The organism is Pseudomonas sp. DR 5-09 (genome assembly GCF_001655595.1).
In the GTDB taxonomy this organism is placed as follows: domain Bacteria; phylum Pseudomonadota; class Gammaproteobacteria; order Pseudomonadales; family Pseudomonadaceae; genus Aquipseudomonas; species Aquipseudomonas pharyngis.
The window spans coordinates 1,369,749-1,381,926 of the sequence record NZ_CP011566.1 but is presented as its reverse complement, the minus strand read 5'-3'; the positions used below and the strand labels follow the sequence as shown (position 1 = coordinate 1,381,926).

Annotated in this window: 13 protein-coding genes; 10 read left to right on the top strand and 3 right to left on the bottom strand. The window is 61.3% G+C overall.

All coding sequences use genetic code 11. From position 1 onward, the window contains the following. The first annotated feature begins 42 nt into the window (after positions 1–42). The 7 genes from PDR5_RS06185 to pdeM are packed head-to-tail and all read left to right on the top strand — an operon-like array spanning position 43 to position 7,428. The gene (locus PDR5_RS06185; protein WP_064593910.1) at positions 43–825 is read left to right on the top strand and encodes a transporter substrate-binding domain-containing protein; all 783 of its coding nucleotides are present in this window, start codon (positions 43–45) and stop codon (positions 823–825) included. Positions 826–881: 56 nt separating this feature from the next. Continuing rightward, positions 882–1,610, top strand: a complete 729-nt coding sequence (locus tag PDR5_RS06180; RefSeq protein WP_064593908.1) for an ABC transporter permease — start codon at positions 882–884, stop codon at positions 1,608–1,610. Further along, on the top strand, positions 1,607–2,317 hold the full coding sequence (locus tag PDR5_RS06175) for an ABC transporter permease (protein WP_039771337.1): 711 nt from the start codon (positions 1,607–1,609) through the stop codon (positions 2,315–2,317). Before PDR5_RS06180 ends, PDR5_RS06175 begins: the two co-directional genes overlap by 4 nt. Positions 2,318–2,329: 12 nt before the next feature. Continuing rightward, a complete protein-coding gene (locus tag PDR5_RS06170) occupies positions 2,330–3,448 on the top strand; it encodes a succinylglutamate desuccinylase/aspartoacylase family protein (protein WP_064593907.1) in 1,119 nt (372 codons plus the stop codon). A gap of 13 nt (positions 3,449–3,461) precedes the next feature. After that, on the top strand, positions 3,462–4,226 hold the full coding sequence (locus PDR5_RS06165) for an ABC transporter ATP-binding protein (RefSeq protein WP_039771333.1): 765 nt from the start codon (positions 3,462–3,464) through the stop codon (positions 4,224–4,226). A 59-nt stretch (positions 4,227–4,285) separates the two neighbouring features. Then, on the top strand, positions 4,286–6,772 hold the full coding sequence (locus tag PDR5_RS06160; RefSeq protein ID WP_064593905.1) for a ligase-associated DNA damage response DEXH box helicase: 2,487 nt from the start codon (positions 4,286–4,288) through the stop codon (positions 6,770–6,772). Further along, on the top strand, positions 6,772–7,428 hold the full coding sequence (pdeM, locus tag PDR5_RS06155; RefSeq protein ID WP_064593903.1) for a ligase-associated DNA damage response endonuclease PdeM: 657 nt from the start codon (positions 6,772–6,774) through the stop codon (positions 7,426–7,428). Before PDR5_RS06160 ends, pdeM begins: the two co-directional genes overlap by 1 nt. Before the next feature lie 39 nt (positions 7,429–7,467). On the opposite strand, the gene PDR5_RS06150 is transcribed toward pdeM, so the two are convergent. Beyond that, positions 7,468–7,677, bottom strand: coding sequence for a hypothetical protein (locus PDR5_RS06150; protein ID WP_011332763.1), 210 nt, complete (start codon positions 7,675–7,677; stop codon positions 7,468–7,470). Positions 7,678–7,783: 106 nt separating this feature from the next. Beyond that, positions 7,784–8,350, bottom strand: coding sequence for a dCTP deaminase (gene dcd, locus PDR5_RS06145; RefSeq protein ID WP_007954988.1), 567 nt, complete (start codon positions 8,348–8,350; stop codon positions 7,784–7,786). 353 nt (positions 8,351–8,703) lie between these two features. Here dcd and PDR5_RS06140 point away from each other — a divergent pair, with 353 nt between their 5' ends. Next, positions 8,704–8,913 carry a cold-shock protein gene (locus PDR5_RS06140; RefSeq protein ID WP_002554837.1) on the top strand — a complete coding sequence of 70 codons (210 nt, stop codon included), beginning with the start codon at positions 8,704–8,706 and terminating at the stop codon, positions 8,911–8,913. A gap of 117 nt (positions 8,914–9,030) precedes the next feature. Here the strand turns inward: PDR5_RS06140 and PDR5_RS06135 are convergent, their stop codons facing one another. After that, positions 9,031–10,038 (bottom strand): DUF481 domain-containing protein, encoded by a 1,008-nt coding sequence (locus PDR5_RS06135; RefSeq protein WP_064593901.1) that lies wholly within the window; start codon positions 10,036–10,038, stop codon positions 9,031–9,033. Positions 10,039–10,215: 177 nt separating this feature from the next. Here PDR5_RS06135 and PDR5_RS06130 point away from each other — a divergent pair, with 177 nt between their 5' ends. Beyond that, positions 10,216–10,557 (top strand): MGMT family protein, encoded by a 342-nt coding sequence (locus tag PDR5_RS06130; RefSeq protein ID WP_011332761.1) that lies wholly within the window; start codon positions 10,216–10,218, stop codon positions 10,555–10,557. 43 nt (positions 10,558–10,600) lie between these two features. Next, complete coding sequence (locus PDR5_RS06125; RefSeq protein WP_064593899.1) at positions 10,601–12,160, top strand: AmpG family muropeptide MFS transporter; 1,560 nt, start codon at positions 10,601–10,603, stop codon at positions 12,158–12,160. Positions 12,161–12,178: the final 18 nt, after the last annotated feature.

Below are 12,178 nucleotides of genomic sequence, written 5' to 3'. Positions count from 1 at the left end.
TCCGCGCCACAAGCGCTCATATTGGTTCTTAGGGATTGAATAATGAAAAAAGCATTGCTGACCCTTTCTGCACTGGCGTTGTGCATGGCCGCCGGATCCGCGCTGGCCAAGGAATACAAAGAACTGCGGTTTGGCGTTGACCCTTCCTACGCACCGTTCGAGTCGAAAGCGGCAGACGGCAGCCTGATTGGCTTCGACATCGATCTGGGCAACGCCATCTGCGCCGAGCTGAAGGTCAAGTGCAAATGGGTCGAAAGCGACTTCGACGGCATGATTCCGGGCCTCAAGGCCAATAAATTCGACGGCGTGATCTCGTCGATGACCGTTACCGAAGCCCGCGAAAAAGTCATCGACTTCTCCAGCGAGCTGTTCTCCGGCCCGACGGCCTACGTGTCGAAAAAAGGTTCGGGCATCACCGACGACGTCGCTTCCCTGAAAGGCAAAACCGTCGGCTACGAGCAAGGCACCATCCAGGAAGCCTATGCCAAAGCCGTGCTGGACAAGGCGGGCGTGAAAACCCAGGCCTATCAGAACCAGGACCAGGTGTATTCCGACCTGACCTCCGGCCGTCTCGATGCGGGCATTCAGGACATGTTGCAGGCCGAACTGGGCTTTCTGAAGTCGCCGCAGGGCGCCGATTATGAAGTCAGCAAGCCGGTCGACAACCACTTGCTGCCAGCCAAGACTGCTGTCGGTATTAAGAAAGGTAACACCGAGCTGAAAGCGCTTTTGGATAAAGGTATCAAAGCGTTACACGATGATGGCAAATACGCAGAGATTCAAAAGAAACACTTTGGCGATCTGAATCTGTACAGCGGCAAATAATGCCCCGGCGCCCATCCTCGATGGGCGCCTTTTTCATTCAGTCAGGTTGCTGATTTATGTTCGAAAACCTCTTACAAAATCTGGGGCTCTCCGCCTTCAGCCTCAAGGGTTTTGGCCCTTTGCTGTTGGAGGGCACCTGGATGACCATCAAATTGTCGGCGTTGTCGCTGCTGGTGGCCGTGTTGCTCGGCCTGCTCGGCGCCAGTGCCAAGCTGTCAAAAGTCAAACTGCTGCGCCTGCCCGCCCAGCTCTACACCACGCTGATTCGCGGGGTGCCGGACCTGGTGCTGATGCTGCTGATCTTCTACAGCCTGCAAACCTGGCTGACGACGCTCACCGATTACCTGGAATGGGAATACATCGAGATCGACCCGTTCAGCGCCGGGGTCCTGACCCTGGGCTTCATTTACGGCGCGTACTTCACTGAAACCTTTCGCGGGGCGATTCTCGCCGTGCCGCGCGGGCAGGTCGAAGCCGCCACCGCCTATGGTCTCAAGCGCGGCCAGCGCTTTCGTTTCGTGGTGTTCCCGCAAATGATGCGCTTCGCCCTGCCGGGCATCGGCAACAACTGGATGGTGATGCTCAAGGCAACCGCGCTGGTTTCGATCATCGGCCTGGCCGATCTGGTCAAGGCCGCGCAGGATGCCGGCAAGAGCACCTATCAACTGTTTTACTTCCTGGTCCTCGCCGCGTTGATCTACCTGCTGATCACCAGTGCCTCGAATTTCATCCTGCGCTGGCTCGAACGCCGCTACGCCGCCGGTGCCCGGGAGGCCGTACGATGATCGAACTCCTGCAGGAATACTGGAAAGCCTTCCTTTATACCGACGGCCAGAACATCACCGGGCTGGCGATGACGATGTGGCTGCTCAGCGCGTCGATCTTCTTCGGTTTCCTCGTGTCGATTCCGCTGTCGATCGCCCGGGTCTCGCCGCACTTCTACATTCGCTGGCCGGTGCAGTTCTACACCTATCTGTTCCGTGGCACGCCGCTCTATATCCAGCTGCTGATCTGCTACACCGGGATCTACAGCCTGGCCGCCGTGCGCGCGCAACCGCTGCTCGACAGTTTCTTTCGCGATGCGATGAACTGCACGATCCTGGCCTTCGCCCTCAACACCTGCGCCTACACCACGGAGATTTTCGCCGGGGCGATCCGCAGCATGAACCACGGCGAAGTCGAAGCGGCCAAGGCCTACGGTCTGACCGGATGGAAGTTGTATGCCTACGTGATCATGCCGTCGGCGCTGCGCCGTTCGTTGCCGTACTACAGCAACGAAGTGATCCTGATGCTGCATTCGACCACCGTGGCTTTCACCGCGACCATCCCCGACATCCTGAAAGTCGCGCGGGACGCCAACTCGGCGACCTTCCTGACCTTCCAGTCGTTCGGCATCGCCGCGCTGATCTACCTGACCATCACCTTTGCGCTGGTCGGCCTGTTCCGTCTTGCCGAACGCCGATGGCTGGCGTTCCTCGGCCCGACCCACTAGGACCCTTTAGAGATGCGTCATCAGATACACGACCTGCTGGCCCCGCTGCCGGGGACCGCACGACAGATCCACAGCTTTCATTTCGGCCCGGACAAGGCCCAGGGCAAGATCTACATCCAGTCATCGCTGCACGCCGACGAACTGCCCGGCATGCTCGTGGCCTGGCACCTCAAGCAGCGTCTGGCGGAGCTGGAAGCCGCCGGCCGCCTGCGCAGCGAAATCGTGCTGGTGCCGGTAGCCAACCCGGTCGGCCTCGAACAGGTGCTGATGGACGTGCCGCTGGGCCGCTACGAACTGGAGAGCGGACAGAATTTCAACCGCTGGTTCGTCGACCTCAGCGAGGAAATCGGCAACGAGATCGAAACACAGCTGTGCGACGACCCGCAGCGCAACCTCGAGCTGATCCGCGCCAGCCTGCGCAATGCCCTCGCCCGCTACACCGCCACGACTCAGCTGCAATCCCAGCGTCTGACCCTGCAACGGCTGGCCTGCGATGCGGACATGGTGCTCGACCTGCATTGCGATTTCGAATCCGTGGTTCACCTCTACACCACGCCCGAGGCCTGGCCGCAGGTCGAGCCGCTGGCGCGCTATATCGAATCCCAGGCAAGCCTGTTGGCCACCGACTCCGGCGGCCAGTCATTCGATGAGTGCTTCACCCTGTTGTGGTGGCAATTGAAGGAGCGCTTCGGCGAACACTTCGAGATCCCACTGGGCAGTTTCTCGGTCACCGTCGAGTTGCGCGGTCAGGGCGATGTCACCCATCCGCTGGCCAGTCGCGATTGCCAGGCGCTGATCGATTACCTGATCCATTTCGGCGCCATCGTCGGCGACCCAAAAGCCTTGCCCGCCCTGCCACACCCCGCCACACCGCTGGCCGGCGTGGAACCGGTGGCCACCCCCGTCGGTGGCCTGCTGGTCTATACCGCCACGCCCGGCCAGTTTCTGGAAGCCGGGCAGAAAATCGCCGAAATCATCGACCCGATCAACGACCGGGTCACGCCAGTCCATTGCACCGCTTCCGGTCTGCTCTATGCCCGCTCGTTGCGGCGCATGGCGACGGCCGGGATGGTGATCGCCCACGTCGCGGGCGCCGAAGCCTATCGCAGCGGCTATCTACTTTCGCCTTGAGGATGCCTGTCCCATGTACAAATTGACCGTTGAAGGCCTGCACAAAAGCTATGGCGACCATCAGGTGCTCAAAGGCGTCTCGCTCAAGGCCAGGACCGGCGATGTGATCAGCCTGATCGGCGCCAGCGGCTCGGGCAAAAGCACCTTTTTGCGCTGCATCAACTTTCTCGAACAACCCAACGACGGCGCGATGAGCCTCGACGGCCAGGCGATCCGTATGGTCACCGACCGCCACGGCATGCACGTCGCCGACGCCGATGAACTGCAACGCCTGCGCACCCGCCTGGCCATGGTGTTCCAGCATTTCAATCTGTGGAGCCACATGACCGTGCTGGAAAACATCACCATGGCCCCGCGCCGGGTGCTGGGCTGCAGCAAGCAGGAAGCCGACGACCGCGCCCGCCGTTATCTGGAAAAGGTCGGTTTGCCGGCGCGGGTGGCGGATCAGTACCCGGCGTTCCTCTCCGGCGGCCAGCAGCAACGGGTGGCGATTGCCCGGGCATTGGCGATGGAGCCGGAAGTCATGCTGTTCGACGAACCGACCTCGGCGCTCGATCCGGAGCTGGTCGGCGAAGTGCTCAAGGTGATTCAGGGCCTGGCCGAGGAAGGCCGGACCATGATCATGGTCACCCACGAAATGAGCTTTGCCCGCAAGGTCTCGAGCCAGGTGCTGTTCCTGCATCAAGGGCTGGTGGAGGAAGAAGGCGCGCCGGAAGAAGTGCTGGGCAATCCGAAGAGCGAACGCCTGAAGCAATTTCTCAGCGGCAATCTCAAGTAAAACTATTGCCCGGTCGGCGCGGTCATTGAAGGAACATCTTCAGAGCACACGTCGCCGGCATGGGCACTTCCACCGACTTCGCCAAACACTGGTTCAGCGCCCGCGACTGGAAGCCGTTCGCCTTTCAGAAACAGGTGTGGGCCGCGGTCAAACGTGGCGAATCCGGCCTGCTGCATGCCAGCACCGGCGCCGGTAAAACCTACGCGGTGTGGTTTGCCGCGCTCAATCGGTTTGCCCGCTCCAGGCCTGCTGCTGAAACCACCCGCAAACGCCCACCGCCGGCCGAACCGCTGACAGTCTTGTGGATCACCCCCATGCGCGCGCTGGCTGCCGACACCGCGCGCGCCCTGCAAGCGCCGCTGGACGATCTGCAGATCCCCTGGAGCGTCGGACTGCGCACCGGCGACACCGGCAGCAGCGAACGCGCCCGGCAGAACCGGCGCCTGCCCACCACGTTGATCACCACCCCGGAAAGCCTGACCCTGATGCTCGCCCGGGCGGACGCACAAACGGCGCTGTCGACGCTACGCATGGTCGTGGTGGACGAGTGGCACGAATTGCTCGGCAACAAGCGCGGCGTGCAATTGCAACTGGCCCTCGCCCGACTGCGCCGCTGGCACCCGGGACTGATCGTCTGGGGCGTTTCCGCAACGCTCGGCAATCAGTCCCACGCCGAACAGGTGCTGATCCCACAGGGCGGTGGCGTCAGTATTCAGGGGCAAAGCGAAAAGTCGCTCAAGGTCGACACGCTGCTCCCACCGGCGATCGAACGCTTTCCCTGGGCCGGGCACATCGGTCTGAAGATGTTGCCGCAGGTGGTCGCCGAACTGGACGTTTGCGCCAGCAGCCTGGTGTTCACCAACACCCGGGCGCAATCGGAAATCTGGTATCAGGCCTTGCTGGAAGCGCGGCCAGATTGGGCCGGATTGATCGCCCTGCACCACAGCTCGCTGTCCCGGGACACCCGCGATTGGGTCGAGCAAGCGCTGAAGAATGGCCAACTCAAAGCCGTGGTCTGCACTTCCAGTCTGGATCTGGGGGTGGATTTCCTGCCCGTAGAGCGGGTGCTGCAGATTGGCTCGGCCAAAGGCGTGGCGCGGCTGATGCAGCGTGCCGGACGTTCGGGGCATGCGCCCGGTCGAACGTCGCGGGTCACCCTGGTGCCGACCCACAGCCTGGAGCTGATCGAAGCTGCGGCCGCTGGCGATGCCGTGGCACAGCGGCGGATCGAACCGCGACTGTCACCGCACAAACCGCTGGATGTGCTGGTGCAACATCTGGTCAGCATGGCCCTGGGCGGTGGCTTTGTTCCCGATGAGCTGTACGAAGAAGTCCGTGGTGCCTGGGCCTATCGTGACCTGACGCTCGCGGACTGGGCCTGGGCGCTGGCGTTCGTGCGCCACGGCGGGATGTCGCTGACGGCGTATCCGGATTACCGCCGGGTCGAGCCGGATGAACACGGGATCTGGCGCGTCCCCGATGCCCGCCTGGCGCGCCGCCATCGCATGAGCATCGGCACCATCGTCAGCGATGCCAGCATTCATCTGAAGTTCTGGAGCAAGGGCGGTGGCGGCAAACAACTGGGCAGCGTTGAAGAAGGCTTTATCGCACGCCTCAAACCCGGCGATGGTTTTCTGTTCGCCGGGCGCTTGCTGGAGCTGGTGCGGGTGGAAAACATGACCGCCTACGTCAAACGCAGCACCGCGAAAAAAGCCGCCGTGCCGCGCTGGAATGGCGGGCGCATGCCGCTCTCCAATGAATTGGCCGAAGCGGTGGTCAGCCGGTTCAGCGCGGCGGCACAAGGCGAGTTTGCCGGCCCGGAAATGCAGGCCTTGCGCCCGTTACTGGAAACGCAGATGCGCTGGTCAGGCCTGCCGACCGTCAACAATCTGCTGGCCGAAGTGTTGAAATCCCGCGAAGGCTGGCACCTTTTCCTCTACCCGTTTGCCGGACGTCAGGTGCATCTGGGGCTGGCCAGCCTGCTGGCGTGGCGGGTCAGTCAGCGCCTGCCTGTAACCTTCTCGATTGCGGTCAACGATTACGGACTGGAATTGCTCAGCGCCACGCCCGTTGACTGGTCTGTGCAACTGGATGGCGCCCTGCTCGGTCCCGAGGGTTTGTTGAGGGATGTGCTGGCCAGCCTCAACGCGGGCGAACTGGCGCTGCGCAGATTTCGGGAAATTGCGCGGATTGCCGGACTGGTGTTCGCCGGTTACCCCGGCGCGCCGAAAAGTACCCGTCAGGTCCAGGCTTCCAGCGGGCTGTTCTTCGAAGTGTTCAAACAATACGACGCCGGCAACCTGCTGCTGGCCCAGGCTGGGGAAGAAGTCCTGCGGGAAGAACTGGATATTCGTCGGCTGGAGCAGACACTGGAGCGAATCAACCGGATGAAACTCGATATGCACTTGATCAAACGTCCGACACCGCTCGGCTTTCCATTGCTGGTGGAACGCATGCGCGAAAGCATGAGCTCGGAAAAACTCGCTGACCGCATCCGGCGTATGGTCGGCGATCTGGAGAACACCGCCGACAAGGGCCAATCTTGATGTACGCGCCTTACCCCGTGCGTCTGGCGGGCGAAGACCTCTGGTTGCTGCCGGAAAAGGCGCTGTACTGGCCGGCGCAGCAGACGCTGCTGATTGCCGATGTGCATTTCGGCAAAGCGGCAGCTTATCGTCGCCTGGGACAGCCGGTGCCGCAGGGCACTACGACGAGCAATATCGGCGTGATCGAGCAGTTGCTGGCAAAGCTGCCATGTCGGCAACTGATTTTTCTGGGAGATTTCCTGCACGGCCCCGGCTCCCATGCACCCGGCACCTTGCAGGCACTGGCGCAGTGGCGGGCGCGTCATGCCGATCTGCCGATGACACTGATTCGCGGCAATCACGACAAGCGCGCGGGCGATCCACCGGTAGCGCTGAACATCCGGGTGGTGCCGGAGCCCATGCTGCTGGGTCCCTTCTCGCTGCAGCACGAGCCGGATCCGCACCCTGAACGGCATGTCCTCGCAGGGCACGTACACCCGGTTTATCGATTGATCGGCAAGGGGCGCCAGCGTTTGCGGCTGGCGTGTTTCAGGCTGGGGGAGCGCATCAGCCTGTTGCCGGCCTTCGGCGCCTTCACCGGCGGTTATCCGGTAGAGAAGGAAGACAGCTGTCGGATCTTCGTCATTGGCGACAACGAAATATGGCCCGTCGGCTGACGTCCTGTTCAGGATTCAGCCGACGGGCCATACGTTCAATCAGGCGACGGGCGCGGGTGGCGGTTTGTCCGGCAACGTAGGTTCGCCGGGCTCGGTCGGTTCTTCGTTGGGGGTATCGGGATCGGGCTGGTGAGGGATTCCGCCGGCCGTGGTGATGGGGGGGTGTGCCAACAACGACCAGGCCATTACGCCAACCTGATTGGGCTCGAGCCTTGCCAGTTCGGCAGTGATTTGCGGATCGATCTTCATGGAGCACTCCTCGGCGAAGGCCCGTCCCGCTGTTCGCGAAACGGGCAGTACACCTCATAGAGTGTCTACCCGCCGAAGAATTCCCGGTAACTGCCGGATGGACGGATCAGGTACGCGGCAGGGTCACGCCACGCTGGCCCTGATACTTGCCGGCACGGTCCTTGTAGGAGACTTCACATTCCTCATCGGATTCCAGGAACAGCATCTGCGCCACACCTTCGTTGGCGTAGATCTTCGCCGGCAGGTTGGTGGTGTTGGAGAATTCCAGGGTCACCTGGCCTTCCCACTCGGGCTCAAGCGGGGTGACGTTGACGATGATGCCGCAGCGGGCGTAGGTGCTCTTGCCCAGGCAGATGGTCAGGACGTTGCGTGGAATACGGAAGTATTCAACGGTCGTGGCCAGGGCGAAGGAGTTTGGCGGGATGATGCAGACGTCGCTGTGGACGTCGACAAAGCTGCCGGCGTCGAAATTCTTCGGATCGACGATGGCCGAATTGATGTTGGTGAACACCTTGAAATGATTGGTGCAGCGCACATCGTAGCCGTAGCTCGACACACCGTAGGAGATCACACGGCTGTCGTCGCTGCCGCGTACCTGGCGCTCGACGAACGGCTCGATCATGCCGTGTTCCTGCGCCATGCGGCGAATCCACTTGTCCGATTTGATGCTCATGGCGGGTGTCCTGAATAGCGAGGTGGAAAAAATCTGTCCGGCATCTTACCGGGCGCGCCGCCGGGTTCAAAGTGCGGGGTTCAATTCTCGCCGAACGTGCGGGATTTACGCGGCTTCGCGACGAACCGTCACACCGTCGATCCCTAAAACAGAGAAACCTTCGCAAGAAGCATTGGCACGTTCCGGAAAAAGGGTTAAGGTGGCGCCACTGTGCTGCTTGTGTCACTGAGAATCTCTACACGATATGTTGAATTTCGATCCAACCATCTACAAGAATTTTTCCTGCTCTTTGCACTCAGTCTCGGCCAGGGTTCTTCCTGAGTCGCAGTTATCTTTGTTCAAGGAGTTACACCATGTCTAATCGCCAAACCGGTACCGTTAAGTGGTTCAACGATGAAAAAGGCTTCGGCTTCATCACTCCACAATCCGGTGACGACCTGTTCGTTCACTTCAAAGCTATCCAATCCGACGGCTTCAAAAGCCTGAAAGAAGGCCAACAGGTTTCTTTCATCGCTACCCGCGGTCAGAAAGGCATGCAAGCTGAAGAAGTACAAGTTATCTAACTTGTAGCTTCTTTAGAAAAAGGCCCCGCCCTCAAAAGCGGGGCTTTTTTGTGGGCGTCTGTTTTTCCGGGCGCAAAAAAGATCGCAGCCCGTGAAGGCTGCGATCTTTTGCGTTGCTTACCAGGCCACGCCGAAACCGGCGGTGTAGCGGGTCTTGCTCAGGTCCGCATCCTCGGTGCCGCTGATGATGTCGCGTTCGGCCTTGAGGTTGAGCGAGGCCCACTCGGTGACTTTGTAGCGCAGGCCCATTTCCGCATCCAGCGCGTAATCGGCGACGCCGGACAGTGGCTTGCCGACTTCGCCATTGGTGAAGAACTCGACCTTCTTGCCGATCAGGTAGCGGTTGTAGTCCCACTTCATGGCGACCGAATAGAAGTTGTCCTTGCTGCCATCGCGGTACTCGTAATCGGTTCGGTTGAGCAGCGAACCCAGGGAGAACGCTCCCAGCTCGTCATCCCAGAACTGGTAACCCGGGCCGGTACCCACCACGCGCTGGCGCGCCAGCTCTTCGATGTGATCGCGCTTGTAATTCAACCGCCCCTGCCAGAACCATTGATCAGTGAGGAAGCGGTCGAGCGAGTACTCGGCGCGCCAGTTGTCGGTGGTGGTCACGTCGTCCTGCACTTCGCGGTTGTATTCGCCCTCGGCGATATGGCGCCAGCGGCCGTGACGAGCAGTGGTCTTGAAGCCGACATCGTAGTCGTCGGTATCTTTCTCGGCGCGCTGGTAGTCGAGCGCCAGATCGACGTTGCCCTTCCACACCAGATCCTCGACCACCGGCTTGGGCTTGAGAATCTGCTGAATGCTCGCCAACTCCACGGTTTTCGGCGCCTCGCCGTTGGCCAGAGTGACCTTGCCATCTTCGGCAGCACTCAGGGACTTGGCCTTCTCGCCATTGTAGGCGTCCTGCTTGACCAGCAGTTCCTGATCACTCTCCAGGGTCTTGACCTGCTTCCAGTCGATGGTGACGGCCCCGGCGTACTGGGTCTGGACCAGCAACTTGCCGCCGTCGAACAGCGTGATTTTACCGCTCAGCTTGTCACCGTTCTTCAACCAGACGGTGTCGGCAAGCAAAGGTGTGGACGCACTGAAGACAGCAAGGCACAGCAGGGTTCTGGACAACATAAGCGAATCGAAGACTCAAGTTTGCGAAAAAAGGGTCGGCATTATCCGTAGGAATAATTCCCTGACAAGGAGTGACCCGGCTAATTCTGTTGAGTTCATTTCTCAATTGCCCATCCACCGATTACGCTTAAGCACATAACGCGATCAAGTTCAGGAACCGCGCACGTGACAGACCCGATGCATGCCTGCGAAAACGATCCGCAAATCCGACGCACGGCACTCTATTCCACCCTCGCCCAAGTGCCTGAGGGCAAAGTCGTCAGCTATGGTCAGTTGGCCGAACTGGCGGGGTTGGGGCGCGCCGCCCGCTGGGTCGGCCGGACTCTCAGCCAATTGCCCGGCGACACCAAACTGCCCTGGCACCGCGTGCTCGGCGCCGGCGGTCGGATCAGCCTGCCGGCGGGCAGCCCGTCCGGGGACGAACAGCGGGCGCGATTGCGCATGGAAGGCATCACCGTCCTGAACAATCGTGTGGATATTCGGCGCCATGGCTGGCGTCCGGTAGAGCACAGCGGTTAGAGTGCGCGCTTTGTTTTCGCAATCTTGAGGCAGACTTCAGCCCATGCCCCGTAAAACCTGGCGCGCCGCGCTCGCCGCCTATGCCAGTCCTTCGACGCTCGTGCTGTTGTTGCTGGGTTTCGCCGCCGGCCTGCCGTACATGCTGGTGTTCTCGACACTTTCGGTCTGGCTGCGTGAAGCCGGTGTAGCCCGCGAGACGATCGGCTACGCCAGCCTGATCGGTCTTGCCTACGCCTTCAAATGGGTCTGGTCGCCCCTGCTCGACCAGTGGCGCCTGCCGTTGCTGGGCAAGCTGGGTCGCCGCCGTTCGTGGCTGGTGCTCTCCCAGACGCTGGTAATCCTCGGCCTGATCGGTATGGGTTTTTGCGACCCGCAGAAACACCTGTCCTGGCTGATAGCCATCGCCGTGGTCGTGGCGTTCGCTTCCGCCACCCAGGATATCGCGGTCGACGCCTATCGCCTGGAAATCGCCGAAGACAGCCGTCAGGCCGCGCTGGCCGCCAGCTATATGTCCGGCTATCGGATCGCCGCCCTGCTCGCGACCGCGGGTGCGCTGTTCTTCGCCGAGGGCTTCGGCTCTACAGGCTTCAAGTACCAGCATTCGGCCTGGACCGGCACCTACGTGCTGTTCGGTGCCCTGATGGTGCCTGCCCTGCTCACCACCCTGCTGATGCGCGAGCCGCCGGTGCCGTTGCGCACCCAGTTGCAGGCGGGGCGTTACACCTTCATGCATCAGTTGATGTCGGTGTTCGTGCTGATCATTTTGCTGGTCTCCGTGCCGGCCATGTTCACCCAGCTCTACAACACCGATTTCGCCAGCGTGCTGTTTGGCGACATGAGCCCGCTGGACCTGCTGCTGGAAGACCGGGCGTTCCTGCGCGCAATTCTCTACACCACGCTGACCTGCCTGTGCCTCTCGGCCATGGGCCGTCGCGGTCTGGCGCCAGTGCTGACGCCGGTCAACGACTTCATCCTGCGCTACCGCTGGCAGGCGTTGCTGCTGCTCGGCCTGATCGCCACCTATCGGATGTCCGACACGGTGATGGGCGTGATGGCCAACGTGTTCTATATCGACCAGGGTTTCACCAAGGACCAGATCGCCAGCGTCAGCAAGATCTTCGGTCTGATCATGACCCTCGTCGGCGCCGGCATGGGCGGTCTGCTGATCGTGCGCTTCGGCATCCTGCCGATCCTGTTCATCGGCGGTGCCGCGTCGGCGGGCACCAATCTGCTGTTCCTGATGCTGGCCGACATGGGCCCGAACCTGCAGATGCTGGTGGTGACGATCTCTCTCGACAACTTCAGCTCCGGCCTGGCCACCTCAGCGTTCGTCGCCTACCTGTCGAGCTTGACCAACTTGAAGTTCTCCGCCACCCAGTACGCCCTGCTCAGCTCGATCATGCTCTTGCTGCCACGCCTGATCGGCGGCTACTCCGGGGTGATGGTGGAGAAGTTCGGTTATCACAACTTCTTCCTGATCACCGCGCTGCTCGGCGTTCCGACCCTGGTGCTGATCGCCCTGCACTGGTTCCAGGAAAGCCGCCGCGAAGGCCCGACGCCGACCCCGGAACCTGTACCGACCTCCGTCGTGGAAGAATCGTAAGACATCTCGCACCCGGCG